This is a genomic window from Erythrobacter sp. HA7-11 (assembly GCF_055693605.1).
In genome coordinates this window covers 2,796,549-2,812,094 of sequence record NZ_JBVFUF010000002.1, presented here as the reverse complement: position 1 = coordinate 2,812,094, position 15,546 = coordinate 2,796,549, and the positions used below count along the sequence as shown (strand labels likewise).

Below are 15,546 nucleotides of genomic sequence, written 5' to 3'. Positions count from 1 at the left end.
AGACCATCATCCAGTTTATGAAATTCAAGGGGACCCTCACCATGAAAAAGACTTTGATCGCCGCCGCATCGGGTATTGCGCTCGCTTTCACCGCCGCTCCTGCCACTGCGCAGGATGAGCCAAGCGCGGCTGAGTTCGAAGCTTTGGGCAATATGTTCGGTGACATGTTTGGCGCGGTCGATCCGCTGACCGCCGAGCAGGAAGCGCGCGTTCCCGCAGCCAAACTCGTCGTGACCAAGCTGTTTCCTGAGGGCACCTACGCTAAGATGATGGACGAGACGATGCGTCCGATGTTCGAAAGCATGTTTGGTGGCGCGCTTGGAGGCCCGGCGATGACAGTGGGCCAGGCGACCGGCCTTAGTCCTTTTGATCTAGCAGGTGTCGACGACGCCAAGTTGACCGAAGCTGCGCAATTGCTTGATCCAAACGGTGCCGAGCGCAACAAGGCGGTCGGTGACATGACGATCAACCTCATCACGGAAATCGTTGCTGAGATCGAACCGTCCTATCGCGCCGGCCTCGCCCGCGCCTATGCGGTGCGCTTCACGCAAGCTGAGCTGGCCGACATGAACGCTTATTTCTCAACCCCGGTGGGCAGCAAATACGCGGCGGAAAGCTTCCTGATCTATGCGGATCCGCAAGTGATGGCAGCGATGAACGAGATGATGCCCGCGATGATGGAGCGCATGCCCGACATGATGGGCAGCATCCAGCAAATCGTCGAGCAATATCCCCAAGGCCGCAAGTTCTCCGAGCTGAGCGAAGCAGAGCAATCGCGCTTGGCTGACCTGTTGGGCGTAAGCACGCAAGATCTGCAAGCGAACCAGCCCGCCGGTGAATACAACGATACATATGAAGTCATTGAGGACGACGCGCAGTAGGCGGTGCGCGATCGGGCCTTGGTTGCAGCATCGTGTTGCAATCGCCATCTGATGAGGTGTGACGACGCCTGAACTTCCCCCTGAAATCCAAGCATGGTTCGATGCGCGCGGCTGGCGTGTGCGTCGGCACCAGCTCGATATGCTGGCACAGGCCGAGGCGGGCAATCACGCTCTGCTGGTTGCCGATACCGGCGCAGGTAAGACGCTCGCCGGGTTTCTCCCGACGCTGGCTGACTTCGCGCCGTCAAAGTTGGACGGGGCCGAGCCGCATGATGGCCTCCACACGCTCTATGTCTCACCGCTCAAGGCGCTCGCGCATGATGTGAAGCGCAACCTGCTCACCCCGATTGACGAGATCGGGCTGGATGTGCGGGTCGAGACGCGCAGCGGCGACACATCCTCCGATGCCAAGAAGCGGCAGCGGACCAAGCCGCCGCATATCCTGCTGACGACGCCCGAAAGCCTCTCGCTACTGCTCTCTTATCCGGAGAGCTTTGAACTGTTCTCGACCCTGAAGCGCGTCGTGATCGACGAGGTGCACGCCTTCGCCACCGGCAAGCGCGGCGATCTGCTCGCACTCGCGCTCGCGCGGTTGCAAAAACTTGCGCCCGATATGCAGAGGGTCGCTCTCTCGGCGACGCTCGCCAACCCGCTGGCGTTCCGCGAATGGCTTGCGCCGCAAGCGGCGGATGGAACGGGTGAGATCGCGGCTGCCGAGCTGGTGCTGGGCGAGGAGGGCGCGCCTGCCGAGGTCGAGATCCTGCTCCCCGTCGATGCGCGCGTGCCGTGGGGCGGGCATGCGGGACGCTGGGCGGTCGATCAGCTCTATGAGGAGATCAAGGCCAATCGCACGACCCTGGTCTTTACCAACACCCGCTTTCTCGCCGAGTTCATTTTCCAATGCCTGTGGGAGGTGAACGAGGACAATCTGCCCATCGGCGTGCATCACGGCAGCCTTTCCAAAGAGGCGCGCCGCAAGGTCGAAAGCGCGATGGCGGCGGGCGAGCTACGCGGGCTGGTTTGCACCGCGAGTTTGGATCTTGGCGTCGATTGGGGCGATATCGACTGCGTGGTGCAGATGGGCGCGCCCAAGGGTTCCTCGCGGCTTCTCCAGCGCATTGGCCGCGCCAATCACCGGCTCGACCTGCCCAGCCGCGCCATGCTCGTGCCCGGCAATCGCTTTGAATTCCTAGAAGCGACCGCGGCCAAGGATGCGGTCGATGAGGGCATGCGCGACGGCGAGGATTTCCGTGAAGGCGGGCTCGATGTGCTCGCCCAACATGTTATGGCGTGCGCCTGCGCCGGGCCATTTCGCGAGGATGACTTGCTTGCTGAAATCCGCTCATCGCTCGCCTACGCCTGGGTCGATGAAACCGCGTTTCAGCGCGTGCTGGGCTTCGTCGAAAACGGCGGATATGCGCTCAAGGCCTATGACAAGTTCAAGCGGATCACGCGCGACAAAGACGGCACCTGGCGGCTAACGCATCCGCAGCACGCGCAGCGCCACCGGATGAATGCCGGGATCATCGTCGACGCTGAAATGCTGATGGTGCGCTTCAAGAACGGGCGTCAGCTCGGCAAGGTGGAAGAGCGGTTTGCCGCCCAGCTTTCCCCTGGCGACACGTTCTTCTTTGCTGGCATGAGCCTGGAGGTTGAGAGCCTCAAGGACATGGACCTGATCGTGCGCGCGTCCAAATCCTCGGCCACGATCCCGAGCTATGGCGGCTTGCGCCTACCGCTCACCACGCATCTCGCCAGCCGGGTGCAAGAGCTGCTGACCGACCGCGCGGGCTGGGGCCGTTTTCCCGATGATGTGCGCGAATGGCTCGAAGTGCAGGACTATCGCAGCGAATTGCCGGGGCCGGGCAAGCTGCTGGTCGAAAGCTTCCCGCATGCGAAGAAGCATTACAGCGTCTATTACACGTTCGAAGGGTGGAACGCGAACCAATCGCTCGGCATGCTGATCACGCGGCGGATGGAGGAGCTGGGCCTCGCACCCGGTGGTTTTGTCGCGAACGATTACTCGCTCGGCGTGTGGGGGCTGCGTCCGGTGAAAGACCCTGCGCCGCTGCTGTCGCCCGACATATTGACGCACGAATTCGTCGAATGGGTGCAGGAATCGCACCTTTTGCGCCGCGCTTTTCGCGAGGTCGCGGTGATCAGCGGGCTTGTCGAACGCCAGCATCCTGGCAAGCGTAAGACGGGCAAGCAGGTCACCTTTTCGACCGACCTCATTTACGATGTGCTCAAGAAATACGAGCCTGACCATGTGTTGCTCGAGGCGGCATGGGCCGATGCCCGCGCGCGGATGACTGATGTGGGTCGGCTGGCAGACTTGCTCGAACGCTCGGAGCGCGAGCTGGTGCATGTCGAGCTCGACCGGGTGTCTCCGCTCGCTGTGCCGGTGATGACGATGATCGGGCGCGAGGCAGTGCCGCAGGGCGCGGTCGATGATGAGCTGCTGCTGGAGGCCGAGAGCCTTGCTGGCGAAGCGATGCGGGTCGAACCGCCGCTGGACGAGGTGGATTAGAGCGCCAGCCTTAGACCCAAACGGCCTATAGCCACGCGGACCTGCGATCCACCGAACGCTGAAATCCGGCTGCGAATGACCGCATTCTCGCCCTCAGCACAATCTGCCGACCTTCCTTGTTGCGGGTGAAGACCAGCTTTGAAGAGCCGATCCGCTTTTGCCAGATTGCGTGGAAAGCCTCGGCCTTGTCCTTATGCGCGCCAAACACGCCCGGCACGGCATGGTGATCGCTGCGCGCGATGAAGCCGAGCCATGACGTGCGCACCAGCAAATAGCGCGGATTCTGCACCGGCCCGAGGATCTCGGCGATCGACTCCATGACCCTGCGCTCGGCTGCGCGGCTGATCCCTGCGACGACGATATCCTTGCGGCCATCGAGCGCATGTTTGACCTCGATCCGAGCGTGGGACGCTTCTTCTTCGGAGAGATATTCGACCGCCACTAGGCTTTCTATGACGGTGCGCGCCACTTCATGAAGGCTCCCTTCGAGCGAGCCGTTGCGCCATGTCAGGCGTGCGGCCTTCAAAAGCCGGGGCAGTGTCGCGATGGTGGCCGCGCCCGCCACGCCCATCGCCACCAGACCCAAGCCTTCGAACGAAGCGACACCGCGCAACTGATCAGCTCCCGCCACTGCGGCGGAGCCACCGGCGGTCCAGACCAGTGATTGCAGCGTGTCGGCCCAGCTCAACTTTCGCGGCGCGTAATTGGGCGCAGCCGTCTCGCGCACCTGCGCTCGCTCCGCCGCATCGCCCAGCGAGCGCTGCCATTTTTCGGCGGTGCCAGACCGGTTTCGGGCGAGGTCAAACACCAGCGCATTTTGCCGCTCAATGCTGAGATCGGGGCGTAGGCCGAGCCGACCAATTCCGCTTTCAATCAGGTTGGAAGCTCCGTTGGAAATGCACTCAAACGCTCGAAAGCGCCGCGCGACCACGCCAATATCGGTATCGCCTACGCCGCCCCGATCATTGAGCACGCCCCAATCGAGCGAGCCCGCCAAAGTCTCAGCGAGCCCGTCAGGATCGGGCTCAATCGTGGCGAGATGCCAGATGTTTGAAACCTTTTGGCCGTCCTGCGGATTGATCCGGATCGCGCGCCCACGCATCTGGTTGGATAGCATGAAGGATGCGGTGTTGCTGGCGAGGATCAGGCTATTGAGCGCTGGTGCATCCCATCCCTGACCCAGCAAAGACTGCGTGCCGATCAGAATGCGGATGTCACCGCGCATGAATAGTGCCGTGACGATCCGGGTGAGGTCAGCGCTGTTGCCGCTCACCGATTGCAGCTCAAGGTGACCGGGGCAGGCGGCGACGGGTTTTTGGCGGATCGCATCGGCGCTCACGACCAGTTCCGCCATGACCTGCGCCAGCGCGCCTTCGGCGGCGCGCGGCACGAAAACGAGACTTCCCGTCAGGATAGCAAGGCGGTCGGCTGCGATGCCTGAGCGACGCAAGGTCTCGAATATCGGCACCACGCCGAGCTTGGCTGGACTGAACTCGGAGCCTGCGCTGCGCGGCAGCTCGCCCGCTCTGATATGATCCGACAGCACAACCATGCGCAGATCGTCGCCCAGCGTTTCCTGCTCAGCCCGCGCGATCGCCGTTATGCTTTCGAGCTTGCCGAGGCTGGATGCGAGCAGGCGGAACACCGAGCGCGTGTGCCGCAGGCGGACCCGCTTGCCCTCAATCAGCCCGTGGCGTTGCAAGCGTTTTTCAAGCGTGTCGCGGCGTTCCTTTGCGAGCGGAAAAGCCTCTTTGTGCTGGAACAGCAGCCCGTCGAGCAATCGCTCCAGCCAGAACAGCGAGGGCAGCGGTAATTCGCGCGCCGAGACGCCGAGCAACTCCAATGGCGCTTTGGGCAGGTCTCGTCCCGCAGACCCCAGCATCACCAGAACCGCCGAGAGCATTTCGGGGGCATCGAGGATTGCTTCAATATGCGCGTCGGGATCGGTCAGCCAATTTTGCGCCGCAAGCCAATCGAGCAGCGCATCGTCTGCGCATAGGTCCACTTGCAGATCGCTGATCGCCTTGCGCCTCCGGTCGAGCAAAGCGAGCGCCTCTTCGGTCGGTTCTGAAAGGATCAGATGGTCTTGATGCGGGCAGAGATCGCCATTGCGCACCAGTTCAGGGATGCCGATTTCGAGATCGATCGGACCGCACAGATCCTCATAGCGGTTCCATTCGGCAAGGCTCGCATCATAGGGCGGCGTGGCGGTGAGCGCGACGATCTGAACATCGTGCAATTGGTTTGCGAGCGCATTGAGGCAATCCCACCAGGCCTTGCGCAAATGGTGCGCTTCATCGAGCACCATGGTGAAGGGGCCGTGCATATTGAGGCGCTTGATCAGGGCGTCGAGCTCATCACCGCGCCGGAAACTGTCGAGCGATTGATAGGTCGAAAGTGTCAAGGTGCGCGGGTCCGCGAGGTCGCGCGAAACCTCCTTGTCGGACGGCAGATCGGGCATGAACAGCGGAGTGAGACGCTCACGCCATTGGTCGCGGATGGCGAGGCTGGGCGCAAAAATTAGTGCGGGACGGCCCAGGCGCCGCACGATCTCGAGGCCGAGCACGGTTTTGCCCGCTCCGGGAGCAGCGACTACGTGCAAGCGGTCATCGCCAAGATGTTGGTCCATCTCTTCGAGTGCCCGGGCCTGGTAATCGCGCCAGGTCCCCGAAAAGTGCATGCGGTCGAGCATGGCGCTCGGTCTATCGCCTTCGCGCGCTACCGCGGCAAAGGCAATTGCCTGCTTTCAATCAGGTTCTTTGCGGTTGAGCACGCCGCTCGGGCGCGACTACCTGTGCGGCGGCGTGCTCTTGGTTGCTAGCGATTAAAGCTCGCGAACTCGTGATTGCCGATAAAGGCGAACTTTTTCGCGCCGGAATCCTTGATCAGCGCGATGGTCCTCGCGGATGTGTCATAGCTTGCGAGCGCGGCGGGTTCGAACCGTAAGGTTGGTTCTTCAGGCAAAGAGCTGGCGTAGGCGATATTGGCACGCAGTTGGCTGCGAGAGACAGCCTCACCATTCCAGAACACGCGGTCCGAGCCATCGATGAAGACGGTGTTGAAGTCGCTGTTGGCGACGCCTGTTGGCCCCGGCGGTGGCAGCTCGACGACGACCGCGTGCTTGGCGACCGGCACGGCGAGGATCAGCATGATGACCAATACCAGTAGGATGTCGATGAAGGGGGTGACGTTCATTTCGCCCATTGGCCTTTTGCGGCTGGCATACATATCAGGGCGGCGGACTGTTCTTGGCATCGTCTCTCTCCTATTTGGCCCGGCTCGGCCCGGCGGCAAGCGAGAGTTTCAGATCGCCAAGCGCCGGGCCGAGCCGGGTCTTTTACGGCCCTCGACCCGGGAATGATCGGGAGCCTGCTTGGTATTATATATCATAACCAATAAGTTGCCTAATGAAGACCTTTTTCCGTTCCGCGCTAGCATCCGCGAGCGCGATCTCTTCGCGGCCTGCGGACAAGTCTCGCGCCGCTGCGGGCAAACGCCCTTGCGGTCCGTCCTGCGGCGGACCGAGTTCTGCGACCAAGCCTATATCAGAGCACCTAGAACCTTGCCCGCAACCATCTGGTTTGGAATGGGTCGAGGCCGAAGGCCTCGCAAGCCCGACTGGGCGTCCGCAGCGATGCGCCTGCAAGGCGCGTGAGCGAGGATATCGCAGCACGGATGTGCTGCGGAACACAAGGGCTCTGGCGCTTGAAACAAAACAAAAAGGGCGGATCGCTGTTCAGCAACCCGCCCTTCGGCATTCTTTGAGCGCTAGCGAACCTGTTACTGGTCGCCGCCTGCACCAACTAGCCGGTCCTCCGGTTCCGAATGTGCGATATTGCTCATTCCCGACAAAACCGAATTTGGTAACGCCGACGCCCTTGATCAGCTGCAAAACGCGAGCTGACAGGTCATAGCTGGCTTGCGAAGCCGGTTCGAACTGAAGCTCTGGCTCAGGCCGCAAAGCCAAAGAAGCTTCTAGGTTGGCGCGCAGACCACCAGGTGTGATCGGCTCTCCGTTCCATAAGATCTCGTCATTCGCGGTCAGAACTACCTTGTTCTTGATCGGGTCGACATCATTGTTGGACGGATCAGGATTCGGTGGCGGCAGGTCGATATTGACCGCGTGCGTTGCCACCGGGATGGTGATGATGAACATGATCAGCAGCACGAGCAAGACGTCGATCAGCGGCGTCATGTTCATATCGATCATCGGTTCGCCGTCGAGTTTACCTCCGGACATACCCATGGGTTATTCTCCTTGATGCGTCTCGGCTTAAATGCCAGGCTCGACGGGGTTAGAGATGAAGCCGATTGTCGGATAACCGGCGCGCTGCACGTTGAAGATCGAGCCCGCAACGCAGCGCCACGGCGCGTTGCTGTCGCCGCGAATGTGCACCTGCGGGATCAGTTCCGGATCAGCCATGATCTGCTCAATGCCGCCGGCACGTTCAACAATTGCTTCGAGACGCTTGAACGATTGGTCATACAATTCGTCAGACGTCACAGGCGTGATGTTGTTGAAGTAGACGCGGCATTCGCCATCGCGAGCAGCGCCTTCAAAACCGGGCTCGCCGGCACTGCGTCCCGCGCTGTCAGTGGTGCTGACAGTCAGCAGCAGGTTTTCAACCTTGTCTTCCGATTCGATCGATTCAAAAACCGGGATTTCCAGTTTTTCGATCGTTTGAATCGCAACCGGAACTGCGATGAGGAAGATGATCAGAAGCACCAGCATCACGTCGACCAGCGGCGTGGTGTTGATGTCCGACATCGGGGTTTCGCCCCCTCCCATCGAAATTGCCATTGTGAATTCCTATCCGTAATTTTGCCCGATCATCCGGGCAGATAACCATTTTGGCCGATGTCCGACCGGGTGAATGTGCGGAGCGACCCAAAAGCCGCCCCGCAAATTCAGATTACGGGCGTGGGGCTGGCTTTACGCCGCCTGTTGTCGTCGCTGGCTTGGCAGCTGCGGCAGGCTTCTTGGCTGGAGCAGCGCTCACGTTCGGCTTAACCGCACCGTCCGAGCTGATGTAAGCAAGGATGTCGGTCGAAAAGCTGTTGAGCAGCTCAGCGATCCGGCGGTTGCGCGACTGGAGCCAGTTAAAGGCAAGCACAGCAGGCACAGCCACAAGCAGACCGATAGCGGTCATGATCAGCGCCTCACCAACCGGGCCGGCGACCTTGTCGATCGATGCCGAACCGGCGATGCCGATGTTGATCAGAGCGCGGTAAATACCGATCACGGTACCGAGCAGACCGATAAACGGCGCGGTAGCACCAACCGATGCGAGGAACGGGAGACCCGTTGCCAGCTTCGAATTGATCGAATCTTCCGAACGCTGCAGCGAACCGTGCATGTAATCATGCGCTTCGAGGCTGTCGGTCATCTTGGCGTGCTTTTCTTCAGCGGTGATCGCGTCGTCAGCAACCTGGCGCCATGCGCTGTTCTTCTCAAGCTTGGTTGCGCCTTCTTTGAGCGAGTTTGCGCGCCAGAAGTTTTGCAGGCCCTTGGCTTGCTTCATCACCTTGTTCTGCTCAAGCAGCTTGGTGATGAGGATGTAGAATGAGCCAACGCTCATAATGATCATCACACTAAGAATGAACCAGGCGACTGGGCCGCCTTCTTCCATGGCTTTCACGAAGCCAAACTGATTTTCCGGTGCTTCACCAGCAGCGGTAAGAAGTTGAATCATCATTGCGAAAAGTCCTCTTTAATATCCCCGGGGCCGGTTTTTCCGGGCCGTGCCCCAAACTTTGAATGCTTAGTCGAGTTGATACCTGATGCTGGTCGAGAAACGACCCGATGTCGGGGCGCCCGAACGGTCCTTGGCCGGGTTGAAGCGTGCATAGCGCTGCATTCCCTTACACGCCGCGTCATCCAGCGCGCTTGAGCCGCTTGGCCGTGTCACACTGCATGACGATACTCTACCGTTTGCGTCCACGGTAACCGCAACACCAACGGTACCCTCTTCTTCACGACGGATCGCGCGGGTCGGGTAGTTGCGCTGAATCTGCGCAGCCCAGCGACCCTGGTTCCGCGGCGATGCCGGTGACGAAAGGTCAGGCGGCGGAGGCGGTGGCGGTGGAGGCGGCGGTGGAGGCGGTTCGCGCCCAGCATTCGGATCCGGATCCTCGCGCGGCGGAGGCGGCGTATTATCCGTCTGCGGCGGGCTCGGGTTCTGGTTCAGATCCAAATTCTGGTCCGGTACGAAGACCGGTGGCGGTGGAACCTCTTCCTGCGGTGGCGGGGGAGGCGGTTCCTCCTCGGGTGGCGGCTCTTCCTCGATGTTGATTGTCGTCACGCGCTCAGCGATGTTCTTGACCGCAGAAATGGCCAGTCCCGTCACCAACATGTAGCCGACAGCCACATGAATTATCGCCACGATGATCAGAGCAATAATACGATTATTGCTCATTTTTTGGTCAGCGTAGGCCATCCAGCTTTTTACTCTCCGTCAATTCGACCGGCAAAAACCGGCCCGATCCTCAAGCGCAGCCAAACTGCGAATGAAACTCGTTATCTCAAATCATCCCATCATTGGGAACAGGTTTTTTATCACCTGATGGATGCCGATATGATTTCTCCCGCATACCGCATCCGTGACCCGAAGCGACTATGTCCCCATCCTCGCCAAAGGTGACGGTAGGCTTTAAACATCATGGCTGAGGCAATCAAACGCTTTATCTATTCAGAAGTGATTCAGTGTCTCAATGCTGGAACAGTTTGACGCTTCTGGCTCGCGCTTTGAGGCAAGAAAGGTATATCGCTGAGGGTCATGTTTAACCAATTTTTAACAAACAAAATCAGCGCTCTGGCTCTTGCCGCGTACTGCAACAGTCTGTTCACCGATGGCGAACGCTCAGGCCCAGCAGCCGGTCGGGAATGAGGCTGCAACTTTTGCAGATCTTGCGACCCTGGCCGACCGGTCAACGCTTGTAATTCGTGCAGAAATCCGCCGGCAAACGCAGGTCAAACCCGAAAGAGCGCCTGGTCTTCAGCCCGGATTCGCACGCCTATATATAGAGGCACGCACACTATCCCTGCTGTCCGGTTCGAACGCGATTGGCGAATCGTTGAACTATCTGGTCGACGTGCCGCTTAACGCCAAAGGTAAGCCGCCCAAGCTGAAAAAGCGCGAAATGCTGCTGTTTGCGCGGTACCGGTCCGCGGCAAGCCCGGTTCGATCCAACTGGTCGGTCAGGGCGCGCAGCTCGATTACACCCCTGCGCTCGACGCGCGGCTTCGTCCTATCCTCACGCAATTGCTTGCGAGTAATGCTCCGCCGGTGGTGACCGGCGTGAACGACGCTTTGGCCGTGCGAGGCAATCTGGTCGGCGAATCAGAAACACAGATTTTCCTCGGCACGCAAGATCGCTCGCCCGTTTCTATCAGCGTGCTGCGCCGCCCGGGCCAGAATCCGGTCTGGGGTGTGTCCTGGGGCGAGATCATCGATTCGGCGGCGCGCCCGCCTGCGCGCCAGACGATCCAATGGTACCGGCTCGCCTGCGCGCTGCCACAAAGCTTGCCGAGCTCTGCTAACCTCTCGCGCGATCCAGCCGCCCGCCAACTTGCTGCCGAGGATTACGGCTTCGTCGTATCGCAGCTGGGCCGGTGCGAGCGCAGCATCACCAACAGCTAGACGCCCAAAGGCTAAACTTCACGGCCCTAAAGGCAAATTGCGCTTGCCGTGCGAGGCGACGCAGGTAAGCCGCTTGCCGACGCGTTCGCGCCCACGCATCAAAAACTATGATCGGCGCGCACGGTATTGGCAGGAGGAATTCATTGACCGAACATGGGGGCAAGCGCCCGCTGCGCATTGCAATTGCTGGCCTTGGCACGGTGGGGGCCGGGGTTATCCGGCTGCTTGAAACCAATCGCGATCTCATCACTTCGCGCGCTGGCCGGGCGATCGAGGTGGTCAGCGTAAGCGCGCGCGACCGCTCCAAGGATCGCGGCATTGATCTTTCTGCCTACAATTGGACCGATGATATGATGACGATGGCGGAGAATGCCGGCGTCGATGTTGTGGTTGAGCTGATCGGCGGTTCGGATGGACCGGCGCTGGAGCTCGCGAAAGCCTCGCTCGACGCGTCCAAAGGCTTCGTCACCGCGAACAAGGCGATGATCGCGCATCATGGCATGGCGCTGGCGCAAATGGCTGAAGGCAAAGGCCAGCCGCTCAAGTTCGAAGCGGCGGTGGCTGGCGGTATCCCCGTCGTGAAGGGTCTGCGCGAAGGCGCGGCTGCCAATGCGCTCACACGGATTTACGGCATCCTCAACGGCACCTGCAATTATATCCTCTCTGAAATGGAAGCGACAGGGGCGGATTTTGGCGAAACGCTGAGCGCGGCGCAGCAGCTTGGCTATGCCGAGGCGGATCCCACTTTTGACATCGAAGGCGTCGATGCGGCGCACAAGCTCGCGATACTTGCCGGGATCGGGTTTGGGGCAGAGGTCGATTTCGACAATGTCCGCACCACCGGCATCACGCAGGTTCGCAGCGCTGACATCGCGCAGGCCGACACACTCGGCTTTGTCATCCGCCTGATCGCGATGGCTGATGTGGAGAGCAACGGCGGTGATGGCGCGCACCTGCTGCAAAGGGTTCGTCCTTGCCTCGTGCCCAAGACCCACCCGCTCGCTGCGGTCGATGGTCCGACCAACGCGGTCGTGGCGGAAAGCAATTTTGCAGGGCGCTTACTGTTTCAGGGCGCTGGCGCGGGCGACGGGCCAACCGCCAGCGCGGTGGTCGCCGACCTTATCGACATTGCGCGCGAGGATGCCGGCGCGCCGTTCTCCGTTCCGACCGCCGACCTTAAAAAGCTGCCCGCGACCGAGCCGGGCCACCGGATGGAGCGGACCTATCTGCGCTTCACTGTAGCTGACCGCCCCGGCGTGCTGGCGGAGATCACCGCCGCCATGCGAGATGGCGGGGTATCGATCGAAAGCCTTATTCAAAAAGGCACACCCGATCACGGGGACGATGTGCTGGTGGCGATGGTCACGCATGAGGGGCAGGAGCGCTGCGTGCGCAAAGCGCTGGAGCTGCTGGAAGGGTCAGACAGCTTGACCGCCCCGCCATTGGTGATGCCGATCTTGAAGAGTTGATTTCGGAAGGCTGGTGTTTGCGGGCCGTCTGCAACCAAGCTAATGGCCGGGAATGGTTCGCTCTGGCCGTAGGCTAGACCGCAAGCGCGAATGCGTCGCGCCCGGCTATTGAGGGCCCAAAATAAAAAGACTAATCTGGTGTCTCAACGCCCAAGGCTTCGCGCCGCGCCTTCTCTTCCTCCTCGGTCAGTTCGCGGCCCCTAGGTGCGAGCCCACGCCCGACCCGATCCGCATCCGAACCGGGCGGCGCTTCGGGCAATGCCTCAACATCGATAATCAGCGCAGGCGGCGGGACCGAACCAAAGCTGATGCATCCGGGCGGATTGCCTTGCTCCTTGCAGTCGAGGATGAAATCGGGCGCTTTCGGATTGTTGAGATCCTGCGTCTCCGTCGCATAGCGCGCGCGGGCGGCGTCGCGGCTGCCGCTGTAGTAGAATGAATTGTCTTCCTCGACTCTGCGGCAGACGATGATCTCGCCTGAAATACTCGCACCTTCCGCTTCGTCTTCGCAGGCGCGGACATTGCTCTCGTTCACTTCGCCGCGCGGGACAGTGACTGATAGATCAATTCGAAACGGCTCGTACCGGCTCATCAGGATCAGCGCTTTCGGGTGGTTCATTGGTCGGTGTCGCGCCGCTGTCATCTTGCGCGTGCAGCGGAGCAGCAAAGCCGAACATGAGACAAAAAAGAAGCTTGCACACAGCATTTGCCCCGCTCCTCGCCGTGTTGCTCGACAAGCCACTCTCCTATTGTCTAAGCGCTTCGCCAATCGGCCCTGTTGCTCGGCCACTCACGCTGTAAGGAATGAATTCGCCATGAACACCCCGCAAACTGACGTTTTGGCCGGCAAAGATACGAGCACGGAAAACGCGCTCGATCGTGTGCTGGTGCTCGAAATGGTGCGCGTGACCGAAGCGGCTGCGGTAGCCGCTGCGCAATTGGTTGGACGCGGGGATGAGAAAGCCGCCGACGCCGCTGCCGTTGAAGCGATGCGGCGTGCGTTCGACACACTCTACATGGATGGCACAGTGGTGATCGGCGAAGGCGAGCGCGACGAAGCGCCAATGCTTTATATTGGCGAGAAGGTAGGCGGCGCTCCGGGCAAGGGCCCGAAGATCGATATCGCGCTCGATCCATTGGAAGGCACGACCATTACAGCCAAGGCCGGGCCTAACGCTCTGGCGGTGCTGGCTGCCGCAGAAAAAGGCTGCATGTTGAACGCGCCCGATACTTATATGGACAAGATCGCGGTTGGCCCCGGCTATCCCGAAGGCGTGATCGATCTCGCCAAGACTCCGACCGAGAATGTTACTGCCGTGGCCGAGGCCAAGGGCGTCGAGCCGGGCGACATCATTGTGTGCGTGCTCGATCGGCCGCGCCATGCCGATCTGATCGCGGAATTGCGCTCGCTTGGATGCGGCGTGGTGCTGATCGGTGATGGCGATGTCGCCGGCGTAATCGCGGTGACCGACGAAGACACCAATATTGATATGTATATGGGCCAGGGCGGCGCGCCTGAAGGCGTGCTTGCAGCGGCGGCTTTGCGCTGTGTCGGCGGGCAGTTCAACGGACGGCTGGTGTTCCGCAACGAGGATGAAAAGGCGCGCGCGCGCAAATGGGGCATCACCGAGCTCGACAAGATCTACAAGCTGGAAGAGCTGGCGAGCGGCGACTGCATCTTCGCTGCGACCGGCGTGACGCAAGGCTCTCTGCTTGATGGCGTGAAGCGCCGCCGCACGCTGACCGGGGAAACGGTGATGACGACCGACAGCGTTGTAATGCGCGCGTCTTCAGGCACCGTGCGCTGGATCAAAGGCGAGCATAAGATCGGGTGACGATCTGAGGACAAACTGTCTTCCGCTCTGTTGCATCTCCATGACTCTCGGCTAGGCATTGCGCGTCTGCTGCACCCGAGGATTCGCAACTCATGAAAATCATGTCCGGCAATTCAAACCTGCCGCTCGCCCGCGCGATTGCCGCCTATCTTGAAATGCCTCTAACCGATGCCAGTGTGCGCCGGTTCGCCGATGAGGAGATCTTTGTCGAGATTCATGAGAATGTGCGCGGAGAGGACGTGTTTGTCGTCCAGCCGACCAGCTTCCCGGCGAACGACAATCTCATGGAGCTCTTGATCTGCGTGGATGCGCTCCGCCGCGCCTCGGCAAAACGGATCACCGCCGTGGTCCCCTATTTCGGTTATGCCCGGCAAGACCGTAAGCCTGGGCCCCGCACGCCAATTTCAGCCAAGCTGGTCGCCAACCTCATCACCGAAGCGGGCGCGGACCGAGTGCTGGCTGTGGACCTCCACGCAGGGCAGATCCAGGGCTTCTTCGATATTCCGACCGACAACCTTTACGCAGCACCCGTGATGGCCGCCGATATTCAGGCGCGCTACGGCGATCAGGATCTGATGGTCGTCTCTCCCGATGTCGGCGGCGTGGTGCGCGCCCGCGCGCTCGCCAAGCGCCTCGACAACGCCCCGCTCGCGATCGTCGACAAACGCCGTGATCGTCCTGGCGAAAGCGAAGTGATGAACATCATCGGCGAGGTCGAAGGGCGGCACTGCATCATGATCGACGACATCGTCGATTCCGGCGGAACGCTCTGCAATGCCGCCGAGGCATTGCTTGAAAACGGCGCAAAGAGCGTCGCGGCCTATATCACGCACGGCGTGCTTTCCGGCGGCGCGGTGGCCCGGATCGACGGCTCCAAACTGAAAGAGCTGGTGATCACCGACTCAATCCTGCCGACCGAGGCATGCGAGCAATCGGAGAAGATCCGCGTGCTGACCATGGCGCCGCTCGTGGGCGAAGCGATCCGCCGCATTGCCGATGAAAGCAGCGTTAGCTCGCTTTTTGATTGATTTTCCTTGCCAGCCCGCACCCTTCACCCTTCTACCGGGAGCCTACCGGGATACCATCCGGGTGGAAGGGTGAAGGGTGCGGGCTGGCAAGGTTCCGACGCACACCTGTTCGATTGATTTTTTGTTTTCTGCAGGTCATCCGGCCTGCGACTTCCTCGCTCAC

13 protein-coding genes are annotated in these 15,546 nt (G+C 60.7%); 6 read left to right on the top strand and 7 right to left on the bottom strand.

Annotated features, from left to right (window positions below; all coding sequences use genetic code 11):
• Nucleotides 1-41 precede the first annotated feature (41 nt).
• Both ACZ1GU_RS14390 and ACZ1GU_RS14385 read left to right on the top strand, forming a co-directional pair.
• On the top strand, nt 42-881 hold the full coding sequence (locus ACZ1GU_RS14390) for a DUF2059 domain-containing protein (RefSeq protein WP_472648636.1): 840 nt from the start codon (nt 42-44) through the stop codon (nt 879-881).
• Nucleotides 882-939: 58 nt separating this feature from the next.
• The gene (locus ACZ1GU_RS14385) at nt 940-3,411 is read left to right on the top strand and encodes a ligase-associated DNA damage response DEXH box helicase (RefSeq protein ID WP_472648635.1); all 2,472 of its coding nucleotides are present in this window, start codon (nt 940-942) and stop codon (nt 3,409-3,411) included.
• 25 nt (nt 3,412-3,436) lie between these two features.
• On the opposite strand, the gene ACZ1GU_RS14380 is transcribed toward ACZ1GU_RS14385, so the two are convergent.
• From ACZ1GU_RS14380 to ACZ1GU_RS14355, 6 genes are all read right to left on the bottom strand, one after another.
• Nucleotides 3,437-6,103, bottom strand: coding sequence for a DEAD/DEAH box helicase family protein (locus ACZ1GU_RS14380; RefSeq protein WP_472648634.1), 2,667 nt, complete (start codon nt 6,101-6,103; stop codon nt 3,437-3,439).
• A 125-nt stretch (nt 6,104-6,228) separates the two neighbouring features.
• Nucleotides 6,229-6,666 carry an ExbD/TolR family protein gene (locus tag ACZ1GU_RS14375; protein WP_472648632.1) on the bottom strand — a complete coding sequence of 146 codons (438 nt, stop codon included), beginning with the start codon at nt 6,664-6,666 and terminating at the stop codon, nt 6,229-6,231.
• A 481-nt stretch (nt 6,667-7,147) separates the two neighbouring features.
• Nucleotides 7,148-7,657 carry an ExbD/TolR family protein gene (locus ACZ1GU_RS14370; protein WP_472648630.1) on the bottom strand — a complete coding sequence of 170 codons (510 nt, stop codon included), beginning with the start codon at nt 7,655-7,657 and terminating at the stop codon, nt 7,148-7,150.
• Between the two features lie 27 nt (nt 7,658-7,684).
• The gene (locus ACZ1GU_RS14365) at nt 7,685-8,212 is read right to left on the bottom strand and encodes an ExbD/TolR family protein (protein WP_472648629.1); all 528 of its coding nucleotides are present in this window, start codon (nt 8,210-8,212) and stop codon (nt 7,685-7,687) included.
• Nucleotides 8,213-8,324: 112 nt separating this feature from the next.
• Nucleotides 8,325-9,107 carry a MotA/TolQ/ExbB proton channel family protein gene (locus ACZ1GU_RS14360; RefSeq protein ID WP_472648628.1) on the bottom strand — a complete coding sequence of 261 codons (783 nt, stop codon included), beginning with the start codon at nt 9,105-9,107 and terminating at the stop codon, nt 8,325-8,327.
• A gap of 66 nt (nt 9,108-9,173) precedes the next feature.
• Entirely contained in the window at nt 9,174-9,827 is a 654-nt protein-coding gene (locus tag ACZ1GU_RS14355; protein ID WP_472648627.1) for an energy transducer TonB, read from the bottom strand.
• Nucleotides 9,828-10,700: 873 nt separating this feature from the next.
• On the opposite strand from ACZ1GU_RS14355, the gene ACZ1GU_RS14350 reads away from it, so the two are divergent.
• The gene (locus tag ACZ1GU_RS14350; protein ID WP_472648626.1) at nt 10,701-11,051 is read left to right on the top strand and encodes a hypothetical protein; all 351 of its coding nucleotides are present in this window, start codon (nt 10,701-10,703) and stop codon (nt 11,049-11,051) included.
• Nucleotides 11,052-11,194: 143 nt separating this feature from the next.
• Complete coding sequence (locus ACZ1GU_RS14345; RefSeq protein WP_472648625.1) at nt 11,195-12,520, top strand: homoserine dehydrogenase; 1,326 nt, start codon at nt 11,195-11,197, stop codon at nt 12,518-12,520.
• A 130-nt stretch (nt 12,521-12,650) separates the two neighbouring features.
• Here the strand turns inward: ACZ1GU_RS14345 and ACZ1GU_RS14340 are convergent, their stop codons facing one another.
• A complete protein-coding gene (locus tag ACZ1GU_RS14340) occupies nt 12,651-13,139 on the bottom strand; it encodes a hypothetical protein (protein WP_472648624.1) in 489 nt (162 codons plus the stop codon).
• A 196-nt stretch (nt 13,140-13,335) separates the two neighbouring features.
• Between ACZ1GU_RS14340 and glpX the strand changes: the two genes are divergently transcribed.
• Together glpX and ACZ1GU_RS14330 are read left to right on the top strand one after the other, a co-directional pair.
• A complete protein-coding gene (gene glpX, locus ACZ1GU_RS14335) occupies nt 13,336-14,355 on the top strand; it encodes a class II fructose-bisphosphatase (protein ID WP_472648622.1) in 1,020 nt (339 codons plus the stop codon).
• Nucleotides 14,356-14,447: 92 nt separating this feature from the next.
• Complete coding sequence (locus ACZ1GU_RS14330) at nt 14,448-15,383, top strand: ribose-phosphate pyrophosphokinase (RefSeq protein WP_472648621.1); 936 nt, start codon at nt 14,448-14,450, stop codon at nt 15,381-15,383.
• Nucleotides 15,384-15,546 lie beyond the last annotated feature (163 nt).

What these genes read in the sequence shown, in the direction of transcription:
- ACZ1GU_RS14375 (WP_472648632.1), bottom strand. Translation starts at nt 6,666, where the DNA reads ATGCCAAGAACAGTCCGCCGCCCTGATATGTATGCCAGCCGCAAAAGG.
- ACZ1GU_RS14340 (WP_472648624.1), bottom strand. Translation starts at nt 13,139, where the DNA reads ATGAACCACCCGAAAGCGCTGATCCTGATGAGCCGGTACGAGCCGTTT.
- ACZ1GU_RS14380 (WP_472648634.1), bottom strand. Translation starts at nt 6,103, where the DNA reads ATGCTCGACCGCATGCACTTTTCGGGGACCTGGCGCGATTACCAGGCC.
- ACZ1GU_RS14330 (WP_472648621.1), top strand. Translation starts at nt 14,448, where the DNA reads ATGAAAATCATGTCCGGCAATTCAAACCTGCCGCTCGCCCGCGCGATT.
- ACZ1GU_RS14390 (WP_472648636.1), top strand. Translation starts at nt 42, where the DNA reads ATGAAAAAGACTTTGATCGCCGCCGCATCGGGTATTGCGCTCGCTTTC.
- ACZ1GU_RS14360 (WP_472648628.1), bottom strand. Translation starts at nt 9,107, where the DNA reads ATGATGATTCAACTTCTTACCGCTGCTGGTGAAGCACCGGAAAATCAG.
- ACZ1GU_RS14370 (WP_472648630.1), bottom strand. Translation starts at nt 7,657, where the DNA reads ATGGGTATGTCCGGAGGTAAACTCGACGGCGAACCGATGATCGATATG.
- ACZ1GU_RS14355 (WP_472648627.1), bottom strand. Translation starts at nt 9,827, where the DNA reads ATGAGCAATAATCGTATTATTGCTCTGATCATCGTGGCGATAATTCAT.
- ACZ1GU_RS14365 (WP_472648629.1), bottom strand. Translation starts at nt 8,212, where the DNA reads ATGGCAATTTCGATGGGAGGGGGCGAAACCCCGATGTCGGACATCAAC.
- glpX (WP_472648622.1), top strand. Translation starts at nt 13,336, where the DNA reads ATGAACACCCCGCAAACTGACGTTTTGGCCGGCAAAGATACGAGCACG.